The sequence below is a fragment of the Ilumatobacter coccineus YM16-304 genome (genome assembly GCF_000348785.1).
In the GTDB taxonomy this organism is placed as follows: Bacteria; Actinomycetota; Acidimicrobiia; order Acidimicrobiales; family Ilumatobacteraceae; genus Ilumatobacter_A; species Ilumatobacter_A coccineus.
The window spans coordinates 4697589-4723250 of record NC_020520.1; the positions used below are offsets into that span (position 1 = coordinate 4697589).

The 25662-nt window shown below is 67.7% G+C and carries 26 protein-coding genes and 1 pseudogene; 14 read left to right on the plus strand and 13 right to left on the minus strand.

The window, feature by feature from the left end:
• Window positions 1-101: 101 nt before the first annotated feature.
• Entirely contained in the window at window positions 102-932 is an 831-nt protein-coding gene (locus YM304_RS20835; protein WP_015443713.1) for a phytanoyl-CoA dioxygenase family protein, read from the plus strand.
• Between the two features lie 113 nt (window positions 933-1045).
• A complete protein-coding gene (locus YM304_RS20840; RefSeq protein WP_015443714.1) occupies window positions 1046-2479 on the plus strand; it encodes an HNH endonuclease signature motif containing protein in 1434 nt (477 codons plus the stop codon).
• A gap of 18 nt (window positions 2480-2497) precedes the next feature.
• Here YM304_RS20840 and YM304_RS23310 read toward each other — a convergent pair whose 3' ends face one another.
• From YM304_RS23310 to YM304_RS20855, 3 genes are all read right to left on the minus strand, one after another.
• Window positions 2498-3139: a DM13 domain-containing protein gene (locus tag YM304_RS23310; RefSeq protein ID WP_015443715.1), complete on the minus strand. Its 642-nt coding sequence runs from the start codon at window positions 3137-3139 to the stop codon at window positions 2498-2500.
• Between the two features lie 63 nt (window positions 3140-3202).
• Entirely contained in the window at window positions 3203-4045 is an 843-nt protein-coding gene (locus YM304_RS20850; protein WP_015443716.1) for an ABC transporter permease, read from the minus strand.
• On the minus strand, window positions 4042-5022 hold the full coding sequence (locus tag YM304_RS20855; RefSeq protein WP_015443717.1) for a daunorubicin resistance protein DrrA family ABC transporter ATP-binding protein: 981 nt from the start codon (window positions 5020-5022) through the stop codon (window positions 4042-4044). The genes YM304_RS20850 and YM304_RS20855 overlap by 4 nt, the downstream gene beginning before the upstream one ends.
• A gap of 142 nt (window positions 5023-5164) precedes the next feature.
• Here YM304_RS20855 and YM304_RS20860 point away from each other — a divergent pair, with 142 nt between their 5' ends.
• Window positions 5165-6424: a hypothetical protein gene (locus YM304_RS20860; protein WP_015443718.1), complete on the plus strand. Its 1260-nt coding sequence runs from the start codon at window positions 5165-5167 to the stop codon at window positions 6422-6424.
• Between the two features lie 24 nt (window positions 6425-6448).
• Here the strand turns inward: YM304_RS20860 and YM304_RS20865 are convergent, their stop codons facing one another.
• Window positions 6449-7609, minus strand: a complete 1161-nt coding sequence (locus YM304_RS20865) for a beta-ketoacyl-ACP synthase III (RefSeq protein ID WP_015443719.1) — start codon at window positions 7607-7609, stop codon at window positions 6449-6451.
• A gap of 64 nt (window positions 7610-7673) precedes the next feature.
• Entirely contained in the window at window positions 7674-8315 is a 642-nt protein-coding gene (locus tag YM304_RS25165) for a GTP-binding protein (protein WP_015443720.1), read from the minus strand.
• A 144-nt stretch (window positions 8316-8459) separates the two neighbouring features.
• Between YM304_RS25165 and YM304_RS25170 the strand changes: the two genes are divergently transcribed.
• Together YM304_RS25170 and YM304_RS20880 are read left to right on the plus strand one after the other, a co-directional pair.
• Entirely contained in the window at window positions 8460-9134 is a 675-nt protein-coding gene (locus YM304_RS25170) for a hypothetical protein (protein ID WP_015443721.1), read from the plus strand.
• A gap of 106 nt (window positions 9135-9240) precedes the next feature.
• The gene (locus YM304_RS20880) at window positions 9241-10053 is read left to right on the plus strand and encodes a hypothetical protein (RefSeq protein ID WP_015443722.1); all 813 of its coding nucleotides are present in this window, start codon (window positions 9241-9243) and stop codon (window positions 10051-10053) included.
• Between the two features lie 13 nt (window positions 10054-10066).
• On the opposite strand, the gene YM304_RS20885 is transcribed toward YM304_RS20880, so the two are convergent.
• The gene (locus tag YM304_RS20885) at window positions 10067-10276 is read right to left on the minus strand and encodes a hypothetical protein (protein WP_154723584.1); all 210 of its coding nucleotides are present in this window, start codon (window positions 10274-10276) and stop codon (window positions 10067-10069) included.
• Window positions 10277-10400: 124 nt separating this feature from the next.
• Between YM304_RS20885 and YM304_RS20890 the strand changes: the two genes are divergently transcribed.
• Together YM304_RS20890 and YM304_RS20895 are read left to right on the plus strand one after the other, a co-directional pair.
• Entirely contained in the window at window positions 10401-11000 is a 600-nt protein-coding gene (locus YM304_RS20890; protein ID WP_015443724.1) for an FMN-dependent NADH-azoreductase, read from the plus strand.
• Between the two features lie 34 nt (window positions 11001-11034).
• Window positions 11035-12321: an aspartate aminotransferase family protein gene (locus YM304_RS20895; RefSeq protein ID WP_015443725.1), complete on the plus strand. Its 1287-nt coding sequence runs from the start codon at window positions 11035-11037 to the stop codon at window positions 12319-12321.
• Window positions 12322-12335: 14 nt separating this feature from the next.
• Here the strand turns inward: YM304_RS20895 and YM304_RS23315 are convergent, their stop codons facing one another.
• The 3 genes and pseudogenes from YM304_RS23315 to YM304_RS25805 all read right to left on the minus strand — a co-directional run.
• Window positions 12336-13655: a DUF222 domain-containing protein gene (locus YM304_RS23315; protein WP_015443726.1), complete on the minus strand. Its 1320-nt coding sequence runs from the start codon at window positions 13653-13655 to the stop codon at window positions 12336-12338.
• A 280-nt stretch (window positions 13656-13935) separates the two neighbouring features.
• The gene (locus tag YM304_RS20905) at window positions 13936-14367 is read right to left on the minus strand and encodes a DUF1801 domain-containing protein (RefSeq protein WP_015443727.1); all 432 of its coding nucleotides are present in this window, start codon (window positions 14365-14367) and stop codon (window positions 13936-13938) included.
• Window positions 14368-14380: 13 nt separating this feature from the next.
• Window positions 14381-14494: pseudogene (locus YM304_RS25805) on the minus strand (VOC family protein); the annotation flags it as partial.
• A gap of 109 nt (window positions 14495-14603) precedes the next feature.
• On the opposite strand from YM304_RS25805, the gene YM304_RS20910 reads away from it, so the two are divergent.
• Both YM304_RS20910 and YM304_RS20915 read left to right on the plus strand, forming a co-directional pair.
• Window positions 14604-16346 carry an N-acyl-D-amino-acid deacylase family protein gene (locus tag YM304_RS20910; RefSeq protein ID WP_015443728.1) on the plus strand — a complete coding sequence of 581 codons (1743 nt, stop codon included), beginning with the start codon at window positions 14604-14606 and terminating at the stop codon, window positions 16344-16346.
• Complete coding sequence (locus YM304_RS20915; RefSeq protein ID WP_197536910.1) at window positions 16346-17401, plus strand: TauD/TfdA family dioxygenase; 1056 nt, start codon at window positions 16346-16348, stop codon at window positions 17399-17401. Before YM304_RS20910 ends, YM304_RS20915 begins: the two co-directional genes overlap by 1 nt.
• A 15-nt stretch (window positions 17402-17416) precedes the next feature.
• Here YM304_RS20915 and YM304_RS23320 read toward each other — a convergent pair whose 3' ends face one another.
• The 3 genes from YM304_RS23320 to YM304_RS20930 form a co-directional block, all read right to left on the minus strand.
• Complete coding sequence (locus tag YM304_RS23320) at window positions 17417-18061, minus strand: CAP domain-containing protein (protein ID WP_051071533.1); 645 nt, start codon at window positions 18059-18061, stop codon at window positions 17417-17419.
• A 95-nt stretch (window positions 18062-18156) separates the two neighbouring features.
• Window positions 18157-18465, minus strand: coding sequence for an AzlD domain-containing protein (locus tag YM304_RS20925; protein WP_015443731.1), 309 nt, complete (start codon window positions 18463-18465; stop codon window positions 18157-18159).
• The gene (locus YM304_RS20930) at window positions 18458-19204 is read right to left on the minus strand and encodes an AzlC family ABC transporter permease (protein ID WP_051071534.1); all 747 of its coding nucleotides are present in this window, start codon (window positions 19202-19204) and stop codon (window positions 18458-18460) included. The genes YM304_RS20925 and YM304_RS20930 overlap by 8 nt, the downstream gene beginning before the upstream one ends.
• A gap of 88 nt (window positions 19205-19292) precedes the next feature.
• Here YM304_RS20930 and YM304_RS20935 point away from each other — a divergent pair, with 88 nt between their 5' ends.
• The 5 genes from YM304_RS20935 (at window position 19293) to bmt (ending at window position 25180) form a co-directional block, all read left to right on the plus strand.
• Window positions 19293-19922 carry a Crp/Fnr family transcriptional regulator gene (locus tag YM304_RS20935; protein ID WP_015443733.1) on the plus strand — a complete coding sequence of 210 codons (630 nt, stop codon included), beginning with the start codon at window positions 19293-19295 and terminating at the stop codon, window positions 19920-19922.
• Window positions 19923-20022: 100 nt separating this feature from the next.
• On the plus strand, window positions 20023-20835 hold the full coding sequence (locus YM304_RS20940; RefSeq protein WP_015443734.1) for an LppX_LprAFG lipoprotein: 813 nt from the start codon (window positions 20023-20025) through the stop codon (window positions 20833-20835).
• Window positions 20832-23348 (plus strand): MFS transporter, encoded by a 2517-nt coding sequence (locus tag YM304_RS23325; protein WP_015443735.1) that lies wholly within the window; start codon window positions 20832-20834, stop codon window positions 23346-23348. Before YM304_RS20940 ends, YM304_RS23325 begins: the two co-directional genes overlap by 4 nt.
• 25 nt (window positions 23349-23373) lie before the next feature.
• Window positions 23374-24120 carry a tRNA (guanosine(46)-N7)-methyltransferase TrmB gene (trmB, locus tag YM304_RS20950; RefSeq protein ID WP_083908522.1) on the plus strand — a complete coding sequence of 249 codons (747 nt, stop codon included), beginning with the start codon at window positions 23374-23376 and terminating at the stop codon, window positions 24118-24120.
• Window positions 24121-24187: 67 nt separating this feature from the next.
• Window positions 24188-25180 carry a betaine--homocysteine S-methyltransferase gene (bmt, locus tag YM304_RS20955; RefSeq protein WP_015443737.1) on the plus strand — a complete coding sequence of 331 codons (993 nt, stop codon included), beginning with the start codon at window positions 24188-24190 and terminating at the stop codon, window positions 25178-25180.
• A gap of 34 nt (window positions 25181-25214) precedes the next feature.
• Here the strand turns inward: bmt and YM304_RS20960 are convergent, their stop codons facing one another.
• Window positions 25215-25658 (minus strand): winged helix-turn-helix transcriptional regulator, encoded by a 444-nt coding sequence (locus tag YM304_RS20960; protein ID WP_015443738.1) that lies wholly within the window; start codon window positions 25656-25658, stop codon window positions 25215-25217.
• Window positions 25659-25662 lie beyond the last annotated feature (4 nt).

The following is a 25662-nucleotide window of genomic DNA, read 5'->3' on the forward strand; positions in this document are numbered from 1 at the left end:
TCAGTGTCGCAGCGATCTCGTCGTCGTGGGTCCACCCGTGGGATGGTCTGGGTCATCCCGACGGCGTACTCGCAGTCCGCCACGACCACTACGGTCGCGCCATGACCGTGACGCACCTGTCGGCAGCCGCTTCCCCGGAGGAAGTTCACGAGATCCTGCTCCGGGACGGCGCCGTGATCATCGACCGCCTCTCCGCACCGGAGGTGATCGACGCCGTGCGCACCGACATGGCGCCGCACATCGCGGCGACGCCGAACGGAGCCGACGACTTCACCGGCCGCTCGACGAAACGAACCGGGGCTCTCGTCGCCCGCTCGCCGAGCAGCCGCCAACTCGTCCAGCATCCACTCGTGCTCGACGTGGCCGGCCGGTTGCTCGGCCGGGCCCAGAACTTTCAACTCCACCTCACGCAGATCATCGCCATCGGACCCGACTCGCCGAGCCAGTCGATTCATCGTGACGAATGGGCATTCGACTTCTTCGAGTTCCCGGCCGACTATCACGTGCAGTGCAACACGATCTGGGCGATGACCGACTTCAACGAGGAGAACGGCGCGACCCGACTCATCCCCGGTAGCCAGGACTGGGAGAACGACCTCGGCCACACGGTCGACGAGTCGGTGCCGGCCGAGATGACCAAGGGGTCGTGCCTCCTCTACACCGGCAAGGTGTACCACGGCGGCGGCGCGAACCGCTCCGACACGACCCGAATGGGCCTCAACATCACCTACAACGTGGCGTGGCTCCGCCAGGAGGAGAACCAGTATCTCTCGTGCCCACCCGAGGTGGCCGAGACGCTCGACGACGACCTACTCAAGCTGATGGGCTACCGCATCGGCGCCTACGCACTCGGCTACATCGACGACACGCGTGACCCGCTCGAAGCGATTCGCGGATCAGCCGCCACGGTCGGCTCGTTCGACGCGACCTGACAGTTCGGGGCGGAACCTGCTCGCCGCGTCCAACCTGGTTCGGCCCGAGATTTCCGATCACGTTCCTTCCGTACGGGTTGACACCTCACATCGAACACATGTACGATGGAAGCATGGTTGTAGAGCCACTTTCCACGACTGCAGCGGCGGTGGTGCTGAATGGGCTCGATGATGTTGCCGCCGAGATCAACCTGGTGGCCGGGCATCGCAACGCGCTCGACGGGCGCCTGGTCGATGTCGCGATCTGGCTGCTCGCGAACGATGGATGGAAGGGCACGGGGTTGCGAAAGCCCGAGCAGTTCCTCGCGTTCCGATGCGGACTGAGCCCGGCCTCGGCGCGCCGGTACGTGCAGGTTGCCGCGCGCGCCGAGGAGCTTCCCGAGTCGATCGGCGCGTTGCGACGCGGTGAGTTGTGCCTCGACCAACTGATGCCGATCGTGCGGCGAGTTCCGGCGTGGGCCGACTCTCAGGTCCTGCGGCTCTCGAAGAAGCTCACGGTCGGACAGATCAACGCGGTCATCAACAAGTACGACTTCGAACGCTCCGGGCCGCCCGCCGAGCGCCACGCCCCGGTCATCGACGACCAAGCCGCTGACGAGGCGGAGTTGATCGCCACCATCGACGCTGCGCGAGCAGATGCCAGCACCGAGAACACCTCGACATCGGCATCGGCATCGGCATCGACGGTTCCGGCCGACACCGAGCACGCTCGGTCGACGATGCCGAAGGATCGCTGCTGGGTGGGCGTCGGCGACGACGGTCGCTGGCGGCTCCACCTCGAGACCAGCCCCGATGTCGGCATGGTGATCGACGCGGCATTGCGCGAGGCACGAGACCGTGCCTTCCGATCGACGGGGAGCATGGTGTCTGATGCCGAGGCGCTCGCTGACGTGGCCAATCGCTCGCTCGACGCGATCGACGATGCGAGCCGGCGAGATCGGTTTCGCATCAATCTCCACGTCCGCACCGATGGCGTCACCGCCGACGAACTCGGCGCAACGCTTCCCGATGTCATGGCGAGGCACATCTCGTGCGATGGGCTGGTGTCGCCCGTGTTCACCGAGCACGGTGTGCCAGTCTCCGTCGGCAGGAGCCACCGAATCGTCCCCGACCGCACCCGCCGCATCGTGCTGCTCCGCGACGGCGGATGCCGCGTTCCCGGCTGCGGTGCAACACAACACCTCGAGGTCCACCACGTCGTGCACTGGGCCGACGGCGGACGAACCGACACCTGGAACTTGGTCGCGCTGTGCGGCCACCACCACCGCATGCACCATCACGGGAAGCTCGACGTGACGGGCAACGCCGACATCGCTGGCGGGCTGACGATCACCAACGAACACGGCATCGACGTGTGCCTCGATGGCCCGAGACCCGAGCCCGTGACGGGCCCGCCACCTGCGCCAGTCGGCAAATATCGACCGCCGCTCTGCGAGCGCCTCGACATGGGCTACGTCAGCTTCATCCATCCCGAGCGACTCGAGCTCATCGCCGCCTCAGCGCTCGCTCATTCCCGAGGTCAGCCAGGCGTTGCATCACGGAGTTGAGCCGGTGCAGCTCCGGCGTCAGACCAGGTCGGCGGCGGTGAAGGCGACCGAGAAGCGGTCGCACCACACGACGACGGTGTCGAACGCAGCGAGGTCGACGTCGACCGGAATCTCGTAGTTCTGCGGGCCGACGTTGCCCTTGAGACGGCCCAGGTTCACGAACTCGCCGTCGACGCCGAAGTCGTCGGCTGGGGCGTCGGCGGACGCCGTGGTGAGGTACACGAACAGGTCGGGGCCGTTGTCGGTCTCGAAGTCTTCGAAGCGCAGGAAGCGCTGCGTGGTGCCGTCGGTGATGACCGTGGCCGTTCCCGATCCCGGGTGGCTCCGAGCAACGAACTGGCCCTCCACGACCGTGGTGATCGTCGGAGTGGCTTCGGGCTCGTCGTCCATGTCGGGCATCGGTTCGTCGGCGACCACCTCGACCGGGGTCTGCTCGGCTTCCATCACCTCGTTCATCTCGTCGGTGGTGGCCTGGTCGACCTCGTCGGACACGATGGCCGACGCGGCGCCCGAATCGAAGACCGGGACGTCTTCCGACACCTCGTCGTCGATGAACTTCGTGTGGATGCCGAACACACCGAACGCGAGGTACGCAACCACGGCGAGCCCGACGACGGCGCCGGGAACGGCGACCTTGAGGTTGTTGCGAATCCAGTTCATGCTGCGGACGCTACGACCCCGGGTGAACCAGGGTGTTGCGAACCACGAAACGGATGCGGAACGTCAACCCACCGTCGAGCGGGAGAACTTGCGGATCGAGATCGCCGCGAACACGAGGGTGATGCCGACCGACCACGCAATCGCGATCCATCCGTCACTGCCGATGGGGAGCCCGTTGTACAGACCGCGACATGCGTTGGTCGCGATGGTGAACGGGTTGTTGCGAGCAACTGGCTGCAACCAGCCGGGCAGCTGCGACGTGTCGACGAACGCCGACGACACGAACGTCAACGGGAACATCCAGATGAAGCCGCCGGAGTTCGCCGCCTCGACCGAGCTCACGCTCAGGCCGATCAGTGCCTGCACCCACGACAGCGAGAAGCTGAACACGAGCAGGAGGCCGGTGGCCAACGCCGCTTCGAACAGCGACCCCTCGAACCGGAAGCCGAGCAAGAACGCCACGAGCAGCATGATCGCGAACGTGATGCAGTTGCGAACGAAGTCCGACACGGTTCGACCGATCAGCACGGCGGCACGCGACATCGGGAGCGATCGCAGCCGATCGATGTAGCCCTTCTGCATGTCTTCGGCGATGCCCAACGACGTGAACGCCGAGTTGAACACCACCGACTGGGCGAAGATGCCCGGCATCAGGAACTGGTCGTAGTCGGCGAAGCCTGGGATCTCGATCGCCCCACCGAACACGAAGCTGAACAAGAGCACGAACATGATCGGCTGGATCGTGGCGAAGATCAGCAACTCGGGGTTGCGCGGCACGACACGGAGGTGCCGGGTTGCCTCGACCCAGGTGTCGCGCAGCGCCCACACCACGCCGCCGCCTGGATGCGCTGCGGTGGGGTCTTCGATGCCGTTTCCGGCGGTGGTCGTGGTGTTGGTGGGGCTCATGACGGCTCCTCCGTCTGTTCGTCGGCGTCGGCACGCTTGCCGGTGAGTTGCAGGAACACGTCGTCGAGCGTCGGGCGACGCACCTCCACGTCGAGGACGTCGACGTCGGCGTCATCGAGCGCTCGGATGGCTCGCGGCACCACTCGGTCCCCGCTGCGAATCGACGCCAGCAGGTGCCGCCCGTCGCTGTCGGCATCGACCACGACGGTGCCCGTGCACAGCGGCTGCAACGCCTCGATCGCCCGACCCGAGTTCTCGGCGCGGGCGATGGTGACCGACAAGCGATCGCCGCCGATGTCGTTCTTCAACTCGTCGGCGGTGCCGTTGGCGATGACCTTGCCGGTGTCGATCACGACGATGCGCTCGGCCAGTCGGTCGGCTTCGTCGAGGTACTGCGTGGTGAGCAGCACGGTGGTGCCGTCGTCGCCGAGTTCTTCGATCAGCTCCCACATGGCGAGGCGGCTGCGGGGGTCGAGACCCGTCGTCGGCTCGTCGAGGAACAGCACGGACGGGCGGGCGATGAGGCTCATCGCGATGTCGAGGCGACGGCGCATGCCACCGGAGAAGCCCTTGACGACGCGGTCGGCGGCCTGGTCGAGGTCGAACCGGTCGAGCAGTTCCTTCGATCGGGCGCGGACCTCCTTGCGGGGCAGGTGGTAGAGCCGGCCGATCAGATCGAGGTTCTCGTTGGCCGTCAGCCGCTCTTCGACCGCCGCGTACTGGCCGGTGAGACCGATGCGTGACCGGACGAGCCCGGGCTGCGCGACGACGTCGATGCCGTCGACCAACGCCGTGCCGCCGTCGGGGCGCAAGAGGGTGGTGAGCAGGCGCACGGTCGTGGTCTTGCCGGCACCGTTCGGGCCGAGCAACCCGTAGACGACGCCGCGCGGCACCTCCAGGTCGACGCCGTCGACCGCCCGCGTCGTGCCGAAGGCTTTGACGAGCCCATGTGCTTGTACTGCCAGATCGGAACTCACGGGCGACAGTCTTCCAACCGCGACCCACAGAACCTCACTGAGTTTCGAGCGAGCACGACGCGAAAAGTGCAAGATTGCAGTGCGGCTGTGCTCCTGCATGGTGAAGCGAGAACCGCTCGCTTCAGCGCCGAAGGAGAACCTCATGACCCCGAACCACCGCTCGACCCGCCAGCACCCGGCCCGACTCCGGCTGGCAGCCGCCCTCGCCGTCGGGTCACTCGCCGTCACCGCATGCGGTGGAGGCGACGACACCACCGCGCCCGCCGGAGAGACCGCCGACGACGTGATCGAGCAGATCGACGAGCAGATCGACGGCATCGACACCGACGGGCTCGACGAGGGTCAGATCGAGCTCATCGACGACGTGGTCGACGGACTCGGCGACGAGTTCAGCGACGACGCCGACGACGATGCACCCGCACCGTGGGAAGGCGTCCGCGTGCTCTCCACCTCGGGCAACGCGCGGCTGGAAGTGATCGATCCCGATGCGTTCGGTGGCGTGGCCGAGGCGTTCTCGACACCCGTTCCCGAGCCGCTCAACAACTCCGAGTCGGCCAACCGCACGGTCGACACCGGCGTCGTGATCGGCGACTCGGTCTGGGTCAGCGCCCAGACCGCGCTCCACCGCGTGGCACTCGCCGACGGGACGATCACGGCCAGCATCCCGGTCGACGACGTCGTGCCCGGCGGCTCGTTCGGTGACATCACGGGCGACGCCCAGGGCATCTTCGTACTGGCGTCGATGCGCGGCGGCGACAGCGTCGTCGCCGAGGTCGATCCCGATGCGGCGACGGTTCGCAACACCATCGACTTCACCGCTCCTGCGGTCGCCCTGTACACGATCGCCAGCAACGACACGCACGTCGCCGCGGCGTACGACAACGCACCCGGCATCCCCGTGCAGTTGATCGATCGAGTCACCGGCGACGTCACCGAGATCGGCAACTACCTGCAGCTCCACAGCGTGCACATCGTCCGCGACGAACTGTGGGTGGTGGTCGCCTCGAGCAACACCAGCGAGGCCGACACCTACGAGAAGTACGCGCTCGACGGCACCCCCATCGGCGAGGGCACCCTGCCCCGCACCGGTGTGCTGAAGACGTTCGGTGATCGGGCCGTCATGGTCGAGCCGTCGAACGCATCCGATCCGAGCGACCCGGTCGCGCCGCTCGAGGTCGAGCCGGTCGGCACGCCGATCGAAGCGATGCTCCCCGCCGGCACGGTGACGCTCACCGCCTACGCCGAGATCGACGGATACGCCTACTCGTCGGCGTCGTGCTGCACGAAGGACGAGTTCGACTTCCCCACTCGCACCGGGGTGGTCGACATGGCGACCGGCGAGACGGTCTTCGCCGCCGACTCCCTCACGGCCACGGCGATTCTTCCCGCTGCCGACGCCTGAACACGGGTCCGGGCCGGGTCGACGTCAGGCGCGGGTGACGACGACGCTGCCGACGCTGTAGCCGGCACCGAACGAACAGATCACGCCAAGGTCGCCGGCGTCGAGGTCGTCACGGTGCTTGTGGAACGCGATGACCGACCCGGCCGACGAGGTGTTGGCGTACTCGTCGAGGATGACGGGCGCCTCGTCCTCGTCGGGAACCCGGCCGAGCACGCCCTTCGCGATGAGCTGGTTCATCTTGAGGTTCGCCTGGTGGAGCCAGAAGCGGCGCACACCGTGCGCGTCGAGTCCGATCTCGTCGAGGTGTCCGGTGATGTGCTTGACGACGAGCGGGCACACCTCCTTGAACACCTTCTGCCCGTTCTGACGGAAGACGAGTTCGTGCGGGTCGCGCTCGTCGTCTTCCGACTCGTTGAGGAACCCGAAGTCGTTGCGGATGTTGTTGGAGAACTGGGTGGCGAGCTTCGTGCCGAGCACGTCCCAGCGCGGTGCCCGAGCCGGGTCGGACGGGTCGTCGGCGACGACGTCGTCGGTGCGTTCGAGCACCGCGGCCGTGCACGCGTCGCCGAAGATGAAGTGGTGGTCGCGCAACTCGAAGTTGTTGTGACCGGAGGTGATCTCGGGGTTGACCACCACCACGCACGAGGCGGTGCCGTTGCGGAGCGCATCGACACCGTTCTGCATCGAGAACGTGGCCGACGAGCAGGCGACGTTCATGTCGAACGCCCAACCGCCCGCGCCGAGCGCGTTCTGGATCTCGATGGCCACAGCCGGATAGGCGCGTTGCAGGTTCGAGCAGCCGACGATCACCGCGTCGACCTCGTCGGGCCGGCGTCCGGCCTGGGCCAGCGCTTCGAGCACGGCCGGCATCGACATCTCGGCCTGCAGGCCGAGCTCGTCTTCGCTGCGCGTCGGCAGGTGCGGACGCATGCGGTCGGGGTCGAGCACGCCCGACTTCTCCATCACGTAGCGCGCCTTGATCCCCGACGCCTTCTCGATGAACTCGGCATCGGGAAGCTCGCGAGCGACCATGGTGCCCGCGGCGATGGCCTCGGCGTGTTCGCCGTTCCACTTCTCGACCGATGCGCAGAGCGACGACGCCAGCTCGGCGTTGGTGATCGATTCGGTCGGAGTGAACAGACCGGTGCCGGTGATCGAGACGCCGACGGCGTGCTGAGGACTCATCGCGTCGACGCTAGGCGACTACCCGCGGGTAACCAGCACAGCGTGGGGAGGTGATTCGACGCGTTCAGTCGAGGAGGTGCGTCCGCACGAGGCTGCGGAGACGGTCGATGCCGTCTCCCTTCGTGGAGCTGACCCACACGACGTCGCCGGGGTCGAGTTGGCAGCCGGCAGCGAGTTCCTTCTTGCGGCCCGGGCGCTTCGACGACTTCACCTTGTCGAGCTTGGTGGCGACCACCGTGTGCGGCAGGGCGTTGAAGCGCAGCCAGTCGAGCATCTGGACGTCGAGCTTGGTCGGGCCGATCGCGCCGTCGACGAGCACGAAGATCATCACCAGCTCCTCGCGTTCGAGGAGGTAGCCCTCGATCATCGCCGGCCAATCACCCTTGATGCTCTTCGACGTCTTGGCGAACCCGTACCCCGGCAGGTCGACCACGGTGCCGAGGAGTTCGGCGTCGTCACCGGCCGACGGGTTGCTCGGCCGCTGGCGCGAACCCGGCCCTTCGTCGAGACGGAACATGTTGATGAGCTGAGTACGACCCGGCGTGTTGGAGACGCGGGCGAGTTGCTTGCGGTTCGCACACGCGTTGATGAGCGACGACTTGCCGACGTTCGACCGGCCGACGAACGCGACCTCCACCGGCGACTCCGGCAGTGTCTTGGCGCGGCTCGCCGACTCGACGAACGTCAACTTGAGCGGACTCGACATGCGTCGAGTATCCCAGCGATTCGCGCTCGCCGTGCGCGATGCCCGTCGGGAACCGAGCGCGAAAAGTGCAAGATCGCCTCGTCGTGTGGCTCTTGCAAGGTGACGGCGCCGCACCGGCGCCCCACAGCATCGGAGCACCTCACCATGACGAACCACACCACCGACATCACCACTGGCACCGGCATCGCCGGCCGCATGCGAACCGTCACGATCGCCGCGGCGGTCGCTGCCGCGCTCGGCTTCAGCGCCTGCGGGGCCGTGGCGGAGAAGGCCACCGAGCAGGGGGTGGAGCGCTTGATCGAATCGAGCGTCGACGACGAACTCGACGGCTTCGACATCGACCTCGACCTGTCGGACGGCGACTTCAGCATCGACACCGACGCCGGAAGCTTCTCGATCGGCGGCGACGGGAGCATCGTGTTCGACACCGACGAGGGATCGTTCGTCGGCCAGGTCGACGAGCACGGCATCGAACTCACCGGCGACGACGGTTCGTTCCAGGCATCGTCGCAGCTCGCGTCGTTCGACGACTGGCCCGCCGACATTCCCCGCCCGACCATCGAGAACGACGAGTGGTTCGCCGGATCGGTGACGGGCGACCATCTCTGGTTGACCGCCGGCGGGTCGGTCAGCGCATCCCCTCGTGACGCGGTCATGGCCTACGCCTCGATGTTCGGTTCCGCCGAGGTCGTCGAGGAGACCTGGGGTGAGTCGGAGGTGGTGACGATCACGACCGACCACTACTCGATCAACGTGCTCGCCGACGTCAACACACTGCGGGGCGGCAGCACCATCTCGTACACGATCTCGAGCCGATGAAGAACCTGGTCAAGTGCCCTGTCCGATCTGCCGACATCAGACCATCGCAGCGATCTACGCTCCGCTACAACGCAAGGCATTCCGCCGCTCGACCTGGAGACATCCGATGACACCTCGCAACCGAACCCTCGCCGCGACGACGGCGATCATCGCCCTCACCGCCACGGCGTGCGGCGACAGCAGCTCCAGCCAGGAGGCGGCGCTCGAACGACTCATCGAGAACGAGTCGGGCCAGGAGATCGACCTCGATCTCGACGGTGACGGCGGCTTCTCCCTGCAGTCGGAAGACGGCGGCTTCTCGATCAACGTCGACGACGACGGCAACGTCGTGTTCGACAGCGACGAGGGCAGCGGCACGTTCGACATCGACGGTGACACCGGTGGCACGCTCGAGTTCGAAGGAGACGACGGCAGCGGCTCGGTGCAGGTCGGCGAAGACGGCAGCTTCGTCGTCACCGACGAGGACGGCGAGGTCGTCACCGGCCAGGCCGACGGCGACGGCGGATTCACCGTCACCGGCGAAGACGGCGAGACCATGGTGACCGACATCGACGAGGACAGCGGCAGCGTCGTGATCTCGAGCGACGACGGATCGACGTTCGAGTCGGGTCCGGGCATCCCCGATCAGTGGCCCTCCGACATTCCGCAGCCCGTCGGGCTCAGCGACGCCACCGGCACCTTCATGGGTGACGCGACGTCGATGAACGTCGTCGTGGCCGGCACCCCGGAGGGCGATCCGATCGCCTACCTCGACGACTACGTGGCACAGCTGGTCGCCGCCGGGTTCTCCGAGACGGCGACGTACACGTCCGACCAGGCCGTCACCTACACCCACGAGCGCGACGGCATCATGGTCGCCAGCTCGTACAGCGATCTGGGCGTGACCGGCCAGATCGTCGTGACCATCGGCCAGAGCTGACGGCGGATCGGGGTCAGCCCGAGATCAGCGTGGCGATCGCCCAGATCGCCGCCACCAGACCGATCGCCGCGAAGCCGAGGCTACGCGCCACCGGGGCGGCCTCGAGGTTCGCATCGTCGAGTTGACGCTCGGGTGGCTTGACGACGGCGAGCAGGTTGCCGACGAACAGGGCTCCGCCGAACGCGAGCACGAGATACGCCAAGAGGTCGTCACCGAGAAACATCGCCACTCAGGCTACGACCGGGTGACGAATCGGGTGCACAACCCGCTGTCCCGCGCGACTATTCCGAACTGTGACGTTCGACCGAAATAGTTGCACCTTGAACTATTTCGGTACGATCCTTGCCATGACAACAATTCTTCGCATCGATTCCTCAGCTCGCCGCGGCGACTCGGTCAGCCGCCAGTTGGCAAGCCGACTCATCGACCGGATCCCCGGCGACGTCACCGTCAAGAGCCGCGACCTCGCCGCCGGCGTGCCGCTGCTCAGCGAGGCGACCCTCGCCGCCATGTGGACGCCTGCCGATCAGCGCACCGACGAGCACACCGCCGAGCTCGCCGTGGCCGACGAGTACATCGCCGAGTTGATGGACGCCGACGCCGTGGTGATCGGACTCCCGATCTACAACTTCGGCCCGCCCGCCGCCATGAAGGCCTGGGCCGACCTCGTCGCCCGCGCGGGCACCACCTTCCGCTACACCGAAACCGGTCCGCAGGGCCTGATCGACGACAAGCCGGTGTACATCGTCGTCGCCTCCGGCGGGGTTCCGGTCGGTTCGCCGGCGGACCTCTCGTCGACGTGGCTCACGACGTTCCTCGGCTTCCTCGGTCTCACCAACGTGACCGTCATCGCCGCCGGCCAACTCAACGTCGACCCCGAAGCTGCGCTCGCCGCCGCACAGGCCATCGTCGACGCCACCGACGTCGGCGAGCTCACGCCCGCCTGATCCAGCGTCCGTCCCGACGGTGAGCGTTCGTGACATGCTCACGCTCATGGATCTCGATGCCGCCGTCACCTCCGCTCGGGCCTCGTTCGTTGCCGCCCATCCGGAGGCGGCGACGTGGTCGGATCGCGCCCGACGCGTGCAGCCCGGCGGCAACACCCGATCGGTGCTGCACGTCGATCCGTTCCCGATTCGGGTCGATCGCGCCGAAGGCAAACACCTCTGGGATCTCGACGGGCACCGCTACGTCGACCTGCTCGGCAACTACACGGCCGGCCTGCTGGGTCACTCCCCCGAACCGGTGCTGGCGGCTGCTCGGGCAGCGCTCGAGTCGGGCTGGTCGCTCGGCGCGGTGCACGAGAACGAGGTGCGCCTCGCCGAGCTGATCGTCGAGCGCTTCCCGTCGCTCGATCAGGTGCGCTTCACCAACTCGGGCACCGAGGCCAACATGATGGCGTTGGCCGTTGCAACCCACCACACCGGCCGACGCAAGGTCGTCGTGTTCCGCAACGGCTACCACGGCGGCGTCCTCACCTTCGGGGCTGAGCCGAGCCCGGTCACGGTCCCGCACGACTGGGTGCTGTGCGACTTCAACGATCTCGACTCGGTGAGTGCTGCGTTCGCCGAGCACGGTGTGGAGATCGCGGCGGTGCTCGTCGAGCCGATGCAGGGATCGGGCGGCTGCATCCCGGGTACACCGGCGTTCCTCGCCGGGCTCCGGTCGCTGTGCGACGATCACGGCGCGCTGCTCGTGTTCGACGAGGTGATGACGTCACGCTTCTCGACGGGCGGCGCGCAGCAGTTGCTCGGCGTGCAACCCGACATGACGACGCTCGGCAAGTACCTCGCCGGCGGGCTCACGTTCGGTGCGTTCGGAGGTCGAGCCGACGTGATGGCCAACTTCGACCCGGCAGCAGGCGGCACGCTCGCGCATGCGGGCACCTTCAACAACAACGTCGCCTCGATGGCCGCCGGTGTCGCCGCGCTCACCGAGGTGTTGTCGCCCGAACTGCTCGACGAGGTGCACGCTCGCGGCGAGCGCTTGCGGGTGCGGCTGAACGAAGCGTTCGCGGCCGCTGGGCTGCCGATGTGCGCCACCGGTGTCGGGTCGTTGATGAACGTGCACGGCACGGCCGGCCCGGTCGGCACCGCCGCCGATCTCGCCGACCAGGACGACCGGCTCCGCGAGCTCTTCTACTTCCACTGCCTCGCGAACGGCTACTACATCGCCCGCCGCGGCTTGATCGCGCTGAGCATCGAGATCACCGACGACGACATCGACCAGTTCCTCGACGTGGTCGGTTCGTTCGGCACCGACGACTGAGCTCGACTCGCCTTTCACGCTGGCACTGGTTCGGCCCAGTCGGGTTCGGTTTCGCCAACGGGTGCGATCACCGATCCGTCAGGTCTGATGAGGTAGATCCGACCGTTCGCCGCTCGGCGGCTGCGGATCGAGTTGGCGTGTTTCCATCTGTCGTGCACTCCGCAGAGGGTCATCGCGTTGCGCTGGTCGGTGGCTCCGGACGCTGCGGCCCATTCGATGCGGTGATCGATGTCGCAGAACTTCGCGGGAACGTCGCATCCTCGATGCGTGCAGGTGACCGCGAGGAGTTGGGCGGCCTCGCGAGCCTTGCCGGTGAACAGTCGTTGCGTGCGGCCGAGATCGATCGTGACGCCGTCGGCGTCGATGATCGCCCTGCGAATCCGTCCGCCGATCATCGCTGCGAGGGCGATGTCGGGATGCACGGGAGTGCCCTCGACCGCACAGTGCCGGCCCAGCAGGTCGGCCTCCGCCTCGGCGAATGCCTCCGGTCCGATGCCCGAGATGTCGGCGGACTCGACGAGCCCGTGCGCTTCGAGCACTCGGCCGGCGGTGACCTGGTCGATCACGATGTTGACGAGCGGCTCGGGGACCCTGCCGCCGACCGGTGCCGTCACCGAGGCCATGAAGATGTTGTACAGCGCGTCGAACCTGCGTTGCTGCGCCGTCCGCGGGAGTGGAGCACCGAGGGCACCCTCGCCGTGTTCGGCGCGACGCGCTGCGCAGTCCTTGTGGAACTCGGCTTCGACCGCCTGGTCGAAGATCGCTTTCATCTCGGCTGCGGCCAGCGGTGATCCACCCGACGCGTGCACCTCGATCGAGCCGTCGACATCGGCGACGGTGGCGGTCCGTTCGTTCTCGTGGAACCGCTGATCGTCGAACGAACCGTCGGGGTCGGCCTGCGTGATGAAGTGCGCCACCACGGTGTCGAAGTCGCGGAATTCGAGGTGCTCGGCATGGTCGAGCAACTGCGGGGCGAACTCGGCGAAGCGCTGCCCGGCCACCGGGTGGAGCGCCGCCTTCGCGAGCACGTCGACTTGGTCGGAGCCGATGCGACCGGCGAGCAGACCGTTGCCGACAGCGACGTCGAGGTTCACCAGGTCGGCACGTCTGCGGATCTTGTTCGCCGCTGCGCCCGAGCAGTTGAGCCTGCCCTTCAAGTACGTCCGCATCGACCGATAGCCGTGATCTCGGTAGCCGCCCCGTGCCGCGATCACCGCCGTCACTGCGGCGATCCGAGCTTCCGCATCACGGCGTGCGAGCTCGGCGGCCTCCAACGCCGCATCGAGCCGGCGAGGCGAGCATTCGGCCAGTTCGTCGATCACCTCATCGAACATGTGTACGATTCTACTACGATCTCACAGGGGCACAAGGGCTCTGCAGCGGCGACGAGAACGCCAACTCGACACCGCGCTCCCACGGCTCCGAGCAGCGGTCGACGAGCCGCCGATGACGAGATCGCGACGCCGCGGGCCGGCCGATGCCGACGGACGCGAACGCCGATCAGGCAGTCGCACATCGGCCACTCCGACCACCACAGCGGCACAAGTTTTTCGAAGAATCCTCAGGCCATCGGCACGCTTGTCCGAGTGACCGGTAGGCAGTCAGTGGCGATCGTCAGAACAACGGATCGCCAGGGGCCTGCGCTGCCTGGCGAATCCAGTCACGGACTTGGTCGTCGTCGATCTCGTCGAGCGTGGCGATGTTCGAGTACCGGACCCGCTCGTCTTTCGACGTGACCGGTGGTGGCGGGTCGAGTTGCGCCCCGTTGAGCCAGGTGACCTTCACGTACTTCGTGAAGCAGTGCAGGCTGAGAAACCAACCGTTGCCCTCGACACCATAGAACGGCGAGTTCCACCGCACCGCCTTGCGCGCTTCCGGGGCGACCTCGTTGACGAGATCGTCGAGATGACGGCCGATCTCGCCTTTCCAGTCCGGCATCGCGGCGAGGTACGCCTGCACCGGGCCGTCACCGTCACCTTTGGGGATCTGGGGGTTCCCACCCGCGAGCAGTTTCACGTCGCCGGTGCTGCCGTGGTCGGTTGCCATGTCGGTGGACCTCTCAGGTTCGTTGCTGGATGCGGATCAGGTTGCCGGCCGGGTCCCTGACCGCACAGTCGCGCAGACCGTAGTCCTGGTCCATTGGTTCCCGAACGATCTCGGCGCCCGCTGATCGTCGATCTGTCCGAGCTCCTTGAGATCAGGAGCCAGTCGAGCACCCGGGGCCGCTGGCAGGGAGAAGGCCCGCCTCTCGGTGATCGAGGGCGACATGGGAAGATGCTGTCATGGCTGAGTACGACCTGATCGTCCGCAATGGGAGCCTCATCGACGGCACCGGGAGTGAGGCGCGGCCCGCCGATGTCGGGGTGCGCGACGGCATCATCGTCGACGTCGGAACCGTCGACGGTCGCGGCGCGCAGGAGATTAACGCCGACGGCGCGCTGGTCATCCCCGGCATCGTCGACATCCACGCGCACTACGACGGTCAGGCCACGTGGGAAGAACGCATGCAACCGTCGTCGTGGCACGGCGTCACCACGGTGGTCATGGGCAACTGCGGTGTCGGGTTCGCGCCGGTGCACGACGACGACCACGACGCCTTGATCGAACTGATGGAAGGCGTCGAAGACATCCCCGGCGCCGCGCTGCACGAAGGTCTGGCGTGGAACTGGAACTCGTTCGGCGAGTTCCTCGACGCCGTCAACGCCCGCCCGCACGACATCGACGTCGCCGCGCAGGTGCCACACGGCGCCCTGCGCCTCAACGTCATGGGCGAGCGCGGCGCCAACCACGAAGACGCCACGCCGGCCGACATCGGCGCGATGGCCGAGCTGGCGCGCGAGGCGATCGAAGCCGGTGCACTCGGCTTCACCACCAGCCGCACCCGCAACCACAAGACCTCGACCGGCGCATACACGCCAACGCTCACCGCCGCTCCCGACGAGTTGATCGGCATCGCCGAAGGGGTCGGCGCGGCCGGCACCGGCGTGCTGCAGGTCGTGTCCGACTTCCTCGACGTCGACGACGAGTTCCGCACGCTGCGCACGATGATCGAACGGTCGGGCCGCCCGATGTCGATCTCGGTCGCCCGCAACCCGATGCTGCCTGACGCCTTCCGCGGCATCCTCGACCACATCACCGCGGCCAACGCCGACGGACTCACGATGACCGGGCAGGTCGCCGCTCGCGCCGTCGGGCTGATCCTCGGGCTCGAGTGCACGCTCAACCCGTTCCTCAACAACCCGGTGTTCGCCGAGATCGCCGACCTCCCGCTCGCCGAGAAGGTCGCTGCGCTGCGCGATCCAGCGTTCCGCGCACGCCTCGTCGACAGCCACCGCATGGCCACGCGCGAGCGCGACAAGCTCGGCGGCGGACTCATCACCAAGTTCGAGTTGCTGTTCGAGATGAGCGACGACCCCGACTACGAGCCGGCACTCTCCTCGTCACTCGCCGCGCGGGCCGCGGCCTCGGGCACCACGCCCGAAGAACTCACGATCGACGTCATGCTCGGCGCCGACGGCGATGGCCGCGGCCTCATCTACATCCCGTTCCTCAACTACGTCGACGGTCGACTCGATGCCGTGCACGAGATGCTCGTGCACCCGCACACCGTGCCGGGGCTCGGCGACGGCGGCGCTCACGTCGGCACCATCTGCGACGGCAGCTTCCCCACCACGCTCCTCCAGTACTGGGGCCGCGATCGCGAGACCGACCGCATCGACCTGCCGTTCCTGGTCCAGCGCCACTGCCAGCAGACCGCTCGCACCGTCGGCCTCCTCGACCGCGGTGTGATCGCCCCCGGCTACCGCGCCGACCTCAACGTGCTCGATCACGCCAACCTCCGACTGCACAAACCGACGATCGCCCACGACCTCCCCGCCGGAGGCCGACGCCTCCTGCAGCGAGCCGACGGTTGGCTGCACACGATCGTGGCCGGTCACGAGACGTACCGCAGCGGCGAGGCCACCGACGCACTGCCCGGTCGCCTCGTCCGCGGCGCCAAGCCCGCACCGGCGAGCGTGGCCTGATGACGCAGCCTGGTGACATCCAGCCCGAACCGATGTCACCAGCGTCGGTCGCGCCGCTCGAACCACGAGCCGAATGGCGCGCCCGCGACGTGGCCGACCCGGCCGACTGGACGCTGCAGCTCAGCGACGACGAGCTGCGCGAACTCGATCAGGCGCTCGCCCACGCTCGCACGGTGAGCGACGATGTGCTCGACATCACGGTCGACGACTTCCCGCTCCCCACGCTGCACGCCCGCCTCGAAGCGTTCGCCGCAGAGTTGGTCGACGGCCGCGGCTTCGGCCGCATCGGCACGATCGACGTCGACCGCCTCGGACCCGACGACGCGTCGTGGATCTACTGGGGCATCGGCATGCATCTCGGCGATCCGTGGCCGCAGAACGCCAGAGGCCATCTGCTCGGCGACGTGCGCGACCAAGGCAAGGCCCCCGACGACCCCACCGCTCGCGGCAACGAGATCGGCGGTCATCCGCTCACGTTCCACAGCGACGGCTCCGACCTCGTCGGGCTGCTCTGCCTGAACTCGGGGGTGAGCGGCGGCGAGAGCCTCGTCGCCAACGCGTTGTACGCCCACAACGAGCTCGTTCGCACGCAGCCCGACCTGGCGGCTGCGCTCTACGAACCGCTGCCCTACGACTTCCGCGGCGAACAAGCCGAGGGCGCTCGGCCCTACTACTCGGTGCCGACCTTCACCCGCCACGGCGACCGTCTGTTCATTCGCTACATCCGGCCGTTCATCGAAGCCTCACAGCGACACGCCGAGGCACCTCGCCTCACCGATCTGCAGCGCGCTGCGATGGACGCGTACGACGCGTTGATCTTCGATGCCGACAATCAGGTCGAGATGCTGCTCCATCCCGGTGAGATGCAGTTCATCAACAACTACCACGTGCTCCACGGACGTCGCCGGTACGTCGACGACCCCGACACCGGAGCGATCAGGTGGCTCAAGCGGTTGTGGTTGGCGACCGACGTGCTCGGCCCCGACGATCGTCCCGAGCGCTATCAGCGCACGGGTGCGATGGACCACTGGGGCAAGCAGCGCACCAAGGCCTGAGCCGGCCGTGACGGCTCAGCACCAGGCGGGGTTGTAGGTGCCCGCCGGCGCATCCACACCGCGCGGGCGAGCGAACTTCTGCGTCCACCAGGTGCGGTAGCTGTTGGAGGTCTCGAGGTAGCCGACACCCAACTCGGTGTACGACGGGTTCAAGATGTTGCGGCAGTGTCCGGGGCTCGCCATCCAGGCATCCATGACCTGCTCGGACGAACGCTGTCCGGCGGCGACGTTCTCGCCCCACGAACTGAACGCGTAGCCGGCAGCCGTGATCCGGTCACCGGGGCCGGTGCCGTCGGCGGCGAAGTGGTAGATGTCGCCGATCGCAGCCTGCTCGGCCGTGTGCTTCTGCGCCGCGTTGTTCAACTTCACTTCGAGTTGCAATCGTTGCAGCCCGCGCGAGGTGCGCTCGTGGTTGACGAGCGCCAGTATCTCCAGCGCTTGCTCGCTCGACGGAGGAGCCGGCGGGAGCGTCGTGGTGGTCGTCGTCTCGACGGTGCGGGTGACCACACCGGTACGCGACGCCGGCCGCTGTGCTGCGGCCATCTCGGCCACGCCGACCTCGGGCGTCGCTGCGGACGAGATCGTGAGTGGCGCGACCACCGCGACGGCAGCGATGGCGGCAGCGACGACATGCCGTTTCGTGCGGGGTGCGTACCTCATCACAGAGGTTGTCGGCCTCCGCTGGTGGCGACATGACGAACTTTACGGAGTCGTGAGACTTCCTGGACGTGATCCAGACAAACGACCACCGACCGTCACGAGACGAGACGGACAATGGCCGTTGCCGCCGAGGCCAGCACGATCACCACGACGAACGGCAGACGCCGCCACAACGCCAGACCGGCGACCGCCAGGCCCACCACCCGGGCGTCGACGACCAACCGCTGGCCGTCGCCGAGCGTCGACACCAGAGCGAGCGAGGCCAGCAGCGCCGCAGGGAGCAGGTCGACGAGTTGCTGCACCGATGCGGGCAGGCGCCGCGTGCCGAGCACCAGCGGGCCGGCCGACTTGAGCACATACGTCCCCGCCGTCATCACCAGCAACACGATCGCGGCGTCACTCATCGGCCGACGCCCCTTCCGGCACGAACCGCGCGGCGAACACGGCGACCATCGAGGCCAGGATCGGAACGCCCGCCGGTGCGATCGGCACCACGACCAGGGCGATGAGCGCCCCGGTGACGGCGACCGCGAGTTGCGGACGCTGTGACAGGCGCGGCCACAGCAGCGCCAAGAACGCGGCCGGGCCGGCGACGTCGAGACCGAGATCGTCGATGAGGTCCCCGGCTTCGCTGAACACGACGAACCCGACGATGGTCGTGAGGTTCCACACCACGAACACGCCGATCCCCGCTGCGAGGTATCCGTAGCGGCGCCAACGCCGCTCGTCCTGTGCCGTGCCGACGGCTGTTGACTCGTCGATCATCAGCTGCGACATCCACGCCCGCTGCCACCACGCTCCCGCCAGTGCAGGGGCCATGATCACCCCGAACGCGAGCGAGCGCACGTTGAGCAGCAGCCCGGCGATCGCCGCCGACGCGACCGATCCACCGTCGCCGAGAATCTCGACCGCCGCGAACTGCGAACTGCCACCGAACACCAACACCGAGAAACCGATGGCTTCGAGCAGCGTCAGCCCAGCCGTTGCTGCCGCGGCACCGAACACGATGCCGAACGGGGCGACGGCCGCGGTCACCGACGCCGCCTGACGATTGATCCGCCGCCGCAATCTCGCCTCGGCACCCGCACGAGACTCGGTCGCCGATCGATCGACAGCCGCTGTCGGATCGTCGGAGCCGCTCACGCCTGGCACGATACGGCCAGCCACCTCCTCGTGACGATTAAGGTGACGGCACTCGAGTCGGTGACGAGCAACGCGAGGAGGCGGAGAGTTGGAGTTCGAGACGGTCGCGCTCAACCTCGCCTACCTGACGTACGTCGTCGCCAGCCTCATGCCCGGCGGGCTGAAACTGCGCGTCGCATTGATCATCCAGAGCCTGATGTTCATCACGTGGGCGATCATCAGCGGCACCCCGACCACCATCGTCTGGAACATCCTGTTCTCGTGCGCCAACATCTGGCGGGCGGTCCGCATCGTGCGACGCAACTCGGTTGCGCTCTCCACCGAGGAGGAGCACATCCGTCGCGAGTTGTTCCCGTCGCTCAGCCGGCGCGACTTCCTCCTGCTGTGGTCGATCGGACGGACCGACTCCGCGCCGGTGGGCGAACAGTTCTGCGCCGAAGGCGTCGAGATGAAACACCTCGCGCTGCTCATCGACGGCAACGTGCACGTCGAGGCAACCGACGGCGTGAGCATCGAGCGGCATGCACCGACGTTCATCGGCGAGATGAGCTTCTTCTCCCACGACCCGGCGAGCGCCGACGTCGTCGCGTCGACCCCCGTCCGCTTCCACCGCTGGGATCAAGACGACCTCCGCAACATGAGCAAGCTCAACCAGGAGTGCTCGACCGCGTTGCAGATCGCCCTCGGCCGCGACGTCACGATGAAACTGCGCGTCTGACCGGTTCACCACCCGCAGCCCGACCTGCGGAATATCGCCGGGCGTGGAAGGTTGTACTGCTGTTCGGCGCTCTGTGCGTCGCTTCACACGGAGGACTCCCATGACCCGCATCGCCGCAACCGACATCACCGACCAGCAGCCGACCCGGCGCCGCCCGGCGCCCCTGCTCGCCGCCGTGAGCGTCGTCGCGCTCGTCGTCGCAGCGTGCGGTGGCGATTCGTCGTCGAGCGGAGCGAGCGACGAGGCGACCGGGCCGACCATTCCGACCGACCCCGCGTCGATCATCGCCGCCTCCTCCACGGCGATGGGCGACGTGCAGAGCGTCGCCTTCGAACTCGCTCGTGACGGGGCGCCCGTCTACATCGACAGCTTCGAATCGATCTCGCTCAACACGGCGACCGGCCAGTTCACCGTGCCGCGCTCGGCGCGAGCCCTCCTCGAAGTGGAGGTGAACGGCTCCCTCACGACCGAACTCGGTGCGATCGCGCTCGACGACGAGATCTGGCTCTCCAACCCGGTCACCGGCGACTTCGAGACCCTCCCGCCCGGCTACGACATCGACCCGTCGCTCTTCTTCGACCCGGAGAACGGGTGGAAGCCGCTCATGGCCAACCTCACCGACGTGTCGTTCGTCGGCACCGAGCAGATCGACGGCAACGACCGCTACCACATCACCGGCACGGCACCCGCCGAGCAGGTGGCGATCATCACCGCCCGACTGGTACGCAACCAGGACGTCGACATCGACTTCTGGATCCAACCGGTGAGCGGGCTCGTCACCCGCGCCGAGTTCTCGACCGCCACACCCGGCGCCGACGACACCGACGCGATCGACTGGACCCTGCGACTCTTCGACTACGGCGCCGACTTCGACATCTCCCCGCCGGCCAACCTCACGGACGGTTCGTCATGACGATCGACGCGATCAGCACCGACCGACCAGCATCGTCACCTTCGCCCCGGGCGATCCTGTGGGCGGTCGGCTTCAGCGTGTTCGTCGCGGCCGACGACCTCACCGTGGTGTCGACGATGCTGCGGCCGATCATCGGCGACCTCGGGCTCGTCCTCCCCGACGGCCTCGACGACGCTGCCTGGATCGTCAACGCCTACCTCATCGCGTTCATCGCGATCATGCCGATCGCCGGTCGGCTCAGCGACGTCATCGGTCGCCGCCGCACCTTCATGCTGGCGTACGCGATCTTCACCGTCGGCACGATCTGGATTCCGCTCGCCGACTCCCTCGGACCGCTCCTGATCGGACGCGTGCTCACGGCGATCGGCGGCGGTGCCATGGTGCCCGTCGCGCTCGCCGTCGTCGGTGACGTCTACCCCGCCGAGAAGCGGGCCAGGGCGCTCGGCACGCTCGGCGCGATCGAAACGCTCGGCTGGGTCTGGGGTCCGCTGTACGGCGCCATGCTCGTCCGCTTCCTGTCGTGGAGATGGCAGTTCTGGTTGAACGTGCCGCTCGCCATCGGCGGAGCGATCGCCGTGTGGTGGGCGCTCGCCGACCACGACCGTTCGACCGCTCGCGTGCAGCGTGTCGACTGGCTCGGCGCCGGACTGCTCACCACCGCGCTCGTCTCGCTCAACCTCGCCCTGCTCGGCAGCGCCGAAGTGCAGAGCGTCCAGGGCCTCGACGAGCTCACCGGCAACAACTCCACCGACTTCCGCCTCCTGTATCCGCTCGCCCTCGCGGCGACCGTCGCGTTCGTGTGGCAGCAACGTCGCCTCCGCGCGGCGGGCCGCGATCAACTCATCGACACTCGACTGTTCCGCGGTCGCAACGTGCGCGTTGCGCTGATCGTCAACTTCCTCGTCGGTGCCGGACTCGTCATCGCCATGGTCGACGTGCCGTTGTTCATCAACGCGGTCGAGATCGACCTCGAACGCTCGGCGGTCGTCGCCGGGTGGATCCTCTCCGCGCTCACCGCGGCGATGGCGATCGCCTCGTACGTCGGCGGCCGCGTCACCGAACGCACCTGGTACGGCCCGCCGATCGTGCTCGGCCTCGTGGCCTCCACCCTCGCGTACGGGCTGATGGGCTTCACGTGGGGCGGCGACACGCCGTACCCGCTGCTCGCCGCGCAACTCGCGCTGCTCGGCGCCGGCATCGGCCTCACCGTGGCACCCACCACCTCGGCCGTCGTCGACCACGCCGATCCCGACGCCCGAGGCGCGGCCGCTGCCGTGGTGATGGTGGTACGGATGATCGGCCTCAGCGTCGGCCTCTCGGCCCTCACCGCATGGGGACTCGCCCGATTCAACGCGCTGCGCGGCGACCTCGACCTGCCACCGCTCACCGACCCGGAGTTTCCCGCAGCGCTCGCCGAGGCCACCGAGAACCTCACCGCCCAGTCGATCGCCGACACGTTCCTCGCCAGCGCCGCCGCCCTCGGCGTCGGCCTCGTCCTCTGCCTCACCCTGCTCCGACGCCGCGCCGCCACGGCGGCGGATCCCACCGACGCCGAACCCACCAACCGTCTCACCAACCGTGCCCCCGACCCCGAACAACCCGAAGAGGAGGTCGCCATGACCACCGACGACAACGCCACCAACCCCACCCTCGACAACACGCCCGAAGAGAGCGACGTGAACGGAGTCGACGACGACCCGATCACCGCCGAGAACCCTCGCATCGACGCGACGCCGCCGATCGGCGACACCGACGAGATGCCCGTCATCGCCATGGCCGCGTCAGACGGCGCCGTCCCGATCGACGAGCCGATCGACGACGAGCCTCGGCTCAGCAGCGCCGGCTGGATCCACCGCAACCTCGTCGCCGTCATGAGCGTGTTCGCACTCGCGCTACTCGGCTCGCTCGTCTTGCTGGCGGTGATGTTCACCAAAGCCAACGCCACACAGAACGAACTCGACGACACGCGCGCCGAACTCGCCACCACCCGCGACGACATGGAACGCGTCGAGGCCGGCGCAGCGATCTTCGCGTCGCAGGTCAACGGCTTCGTCGAGCAGGTCAACGAACTCGGCCCGTCGATCGACGACGGGCTCGACCAGGCCGTCACCGGGCTGGAGGACTTCGGGTCGTCGACCATCGACTTCACCGTCAACATCGACGAGAACATCTCGATCCAGCAGGACTTCGCGATCGACAGGACGATCGCCGTGCCGATCAGCACCTCCATCCCGATCGACGAGGAGTTCGACACGCGCATCACGATCAACGGACCGTTCGGCGTCGACATCCCCCTCGACATCACCGTGCCGATCGACCTCGACGTGCCGATCGACCTCACCGTCGACATCCCGATCAACGAGACGATCCCGATCGACGTCGACGTCCCCGTCCAACTCGACGTGCCGATCTCGGTCGACGTGAAGGGCACCGAACTCGAAGCGCTCACCGCGTCGCTCATCGAAGGGCTCCGCGCCTTCCAGGCCGGTCTCGGCGGTTTGACCGGCAACTGACCCGACCTCGGTAGGTTCCACGAACGTGAGCGACGAGCAACCAAAGCGAGTGCGGGGCATCGGCACCCTCACCGACTCCGAGTCGGGCGCCCGCGTGGTGGCCCGACCGGCGAGCACGTTCAAGGTCCGCCGTCGCGGGCTCTCGCCGAAACGACAAGCGGAGTTCGACGAGTGGATCGAGAAGTGGAGCGTGCCGATCGACGGCCCGCTGCTCGACTGGAACGACACGTTCGCCAACGCCGACGGCCGTGATCCCGAGCGTGGTGTCGTGCTCGACATCGGGTTCGGTCACGGCGAGTCGACGATCCAGATGGCACGCGCCCAGCCCGACTACGACGTGCTCGGCGTCGAAGTGCACGATCCCGGCGTGGTCACCGTCCTCGACGCGATCGAGAACGACCCGCTCCCGCACGTGCGCGTCGTGTACGGCGACGTCATCCAGTTCCTCCATCGCGTCGGCCCCGAGTCGCTGCGCATCGTCCGCGTGTTCTTCCCCGATCCGTGGAAGAAGCCGCGCCAGCACCACCGCCGGCTCGTCCGCCACGACATGGTCACGGCGCTCACCGACCGCCTCGAGATCGGTGGAGAACTCCAACTCGCGACCGACATCGTCGACTACGCCGAGTTGATGCACGAGGTGTGCGAGGCCGAACCGCGGCTCACCGGCGGCATCGTCGAGCGACCCGACGAGCGGCCGCTCACCCGCTTCGAACAGCGGGGCCTCGACGCCGGTCGCCCCATCACCGACCTCCGCTACCGCCGCACCAGCTGACGACCCGCTTGTTTCCCTTGGACCGGGACCAAGGGAAACAAGCGGATTTGTCCGGCAGACTGTTCGGATGACCATCCTGCACGACCTGATCGACGAGCGTGGCGTGTTGCTGATCGACGGCGCCATGGGAACCGAGCTGTTCTCGCGCGGTCTCGAGTCGGGCGGGGCTCCCGAACTGTGGAACGTCGAGCATCCCGACCGGGTCACCGCGGTCCACACCGACTACATCAACGCCGGCTCCGACATCGTGCTCACCAACTCGTTCGGTGGCACCGGCTTCCGCCTCAAGCTGCACCAGGCCGACGACCGCGTCCTCGAACTCAACGAGGCCGCCGCCCGCGTGGCTCGCGCTGCGGCCGATGCCGCCGACCGCCGCGTGCTCGTCGCCGGCTCGATGGGTCCGACCGGCGAACTGCTCGAACCGATGGGTTCGATGACACCCGAAACGTGTGCGGCGGCGTTCGCCGAACAGGCCAAAGGGCTCGACGCCGGCGGTGCCGACGTGCTGTGGATCGAGACGATGAGTCACCTCGACGAGATCGCCGCCGCCGTCGAAGGCGCCCGATCGGTCAGCAACCTGCCGATCTGCGCAACGCTCAGCTACGACACCGCGGGTCGCACGATGATGGGCGTCACCGGCGCCGATGCGGTCACCCGGCTCGCCGAGATCGGCGTCGACGCGGTCGGTGCCAACTGCGGCAACAACCTCGCCGACACCGAAGCGGCGCTCGAGGAGATGCGCGCCACCAACGCCGACATCCTCCTCGTGAGCAAGGCCAACGCCGGCATGCCCCAGTGGGTCGGTGCCGAACTGCACTACAGCGGCTCCCCCGAGGTGATGGCCGCCCACGCCGTCCGCCAGCGGGAGGCCGGCATCCAGATCATCGGCGCATGCTGCGGCAGTTCACCGGAGCACCTCGCGATGATGCGCAAGGTGCTCGACGGCGAGATCGAGGTCCCCGACGTCGAGGTCGAGGTGGCGGCGGTCCGCCAGGTCGCCAAGCCTCGCGAACGCCGCGGCGGCCGCCGCAAGCCCGGCCCCGCCGGCGCTTCCTACTGACAGCCGCACACGCCGACCCGGCGGCGCGCAACCATCAGGCGTCGGCAGCGCGCGTCTCGAAGCGGCCATCGGTGAGCGGCAGGCCGGTCTCCTCGTCGACGAAGACGGGGGTGACCCGTCGGCCGGTCGTGCGATCGACGGTGACGACGAGCGGCTCGCCCATGTCTCCCCACTCGTCGCCCCACGCCATCAGCGTGAGCAGCACGGGGCCGAGCGCACGCCCCTTCCGGGTGAGGCGATAGTCGTAGCGCGGAGGATGCGGCTGATACTCGACTCGCTCGACGATGCCGTTGCCGACGAGTTGGGTGAGGCGAGCGGTGAGCGTGTTGCGGGCGATGCCGAGACTCTCCTGCAGGTCGTCGAATCGCGCGATCCCACGAAACAGGTCGCGGACCACCAGCAACGTCCACGGGTCGCCGACCACGTCGAGGGTGCGGGCGACCGAGCAGTTCATGTCGGCGAAGCTCTTGCGGCGCATGAGA

Excerpts from the sequence above, each read along its gene's own strand:
- YM304_RS20835 (WP_015443713.1), top strand. The coding sequence starts at position 102 with ATGACCGTGACGCACCTGTCGGCAGCCGCTTCCCCGGAGGAAGTTCAC.
- YM304_RS20840 (WP_015443714.1), top strand. The coding sequence starts at position 1,046 with ATGGTTGTAGAGCCACTTTCCACGACTGCAGCGGCGGTGGTGCTGAAT.
- YM304_RS23310 (WP_015443715.1), bottom strand. The coding sequence starts at position 3,139 with ATGAACTGGATTCGCAACAACCTCAAGGTCGCCGTTCCCGGCGCCGTC.
- YM304_RS20850 (WP_015443716.1), bottom strand. The coding sequence starts at position 4,045 with ATGAGCCCCACCAACACCACGACCACCGCCGGAAACGGCATCGAAGAC.
- YM304_RS20860 (WP_015443718.1), top strand. The coding sequence starts at position 5,165 with ATGACCCCGAACCACCGCTCGACCCGCCAGCACCCGGCCCGACTCCGG.
- YM304_RS20865 (WP_015443719.1), bottom strand. The coding sequence starts at position 7,609 with ATGAGTCCTCAGCACGCCGTCGGCGTCTCGATCACCGGCACCGGTCTG.
- YM304_RS25165 (WP_015443720.1), bottom strand. The coding sequence starts at position 8,315 with ATGTCGAGTCCGCTCAAGTTGACGTTCGTCGAGTCGGCGAGCCGCGCC.
- YM304_RS25170 (WP_015443721.1), top strand. The coding sequence starts at position 8,460 with ATGACGAACCACACCACCGACATCACCACTGGCACCGGCATCGCCGGC.
- YM304_RS20880 (WP_015443722.1), top strand. The coding sequence starts at position 9,241 with ATGACACCTCGCAACCGAACCCTCGCCGCGACGACGGCGATCATCGCC.
- YM304_RS20885 (WP_154723584.1), bottom strand. The coding sequence starts at position 10,276 with ATGTTTCTCGGTGACGACCTCTTGGCGTATCTCGTGCTCGCGTTCGGC.
- YM304_RS20890 (WP_015443724.1), top strand. The coding sequence starts at position 10,401 with ATGACAACAATTCTTCGCATCGATTCCTCAGCTCGCCGCGGCGACTCG.
- YM304_RS20895 (WP_015443725.1), top strand. The coding sequence starts at position 11,035 with ATGCTCACGCTCATGGATCTCGATGCCGCCGTCACCTCCGCTCGGGCC.
- YM304_RS23315 (WP_015443726.1), bottom strand. The coding sequence starts at position 13,655 with ATGTTCGATGAGGTGATCGACGAACTGGCCGAATGCTCGCCTCGCCGG.
- YM304_RS20905 (WP_015443727.1), bottom strand. The coding sequence starts at position 14,367 with ATGGCAACCGACCACGGCAGCACCGGCGACGTGAAACTGCTCGCGGGT.
- YM304_RS20910 (WP_015443728.1), top strand. The coding sequence starts at position 14,604 with ATGGCTGAGTACGACCTGATCGTCCGCAATGGGAGCCTCATCGACGGC.
- YM304_RS20915 (WP_197536910.1), top strand. The coding sequence starts at position 16,346 with ATGACGCAGCCTGGTGACATCCAGCCCGAACCGATGTCACCAGCGTCG.
- YM304_RS23320 (WP_051071533.1), bottom strand. The coding sequence starts at position 18,061 with ATGAGGTACGCACCCCGCACGAAACGGCATGTCGTCGCTGCCGCCATC.
- YM304_RS20925 (WP_015443731.1), bottom strand. The coding sequence starts at position 18,465 with ATGAGTGACGCCGCGATCGTGTTGCTGGTGATGACGGCGGGGACGTAT.
- YM304_RS20940 (WP_015443734.1), top strand. The coding sequence starts at position 20,023 with ATGACCCGCATCGCCGCAACCGACATCACCGACCAGCAGCCGACCCGG.
- YM304_RS23325 (WP_015443735.1), top strand. The coding sequence starts at position 20,832 with ATGACGATCGACGCGATCAGCACCGACCGACCAGCATCGTCACCTTCG.
- bmt (WP_015443737.1), top strand. The coding sequence starts at position 24,188 with ATGACCATCCTGCACGACCTGATCGACGAGCGTGGCGTGTTGCTGATC.
- YM304_RS20960 (WP_015443738.1), bottom strand. The coding sequence starts at position 25,658 with ATGCGCCGCAAGAGCTTCGCCGACATGAACTGCTCGGTCGCCCGCACC.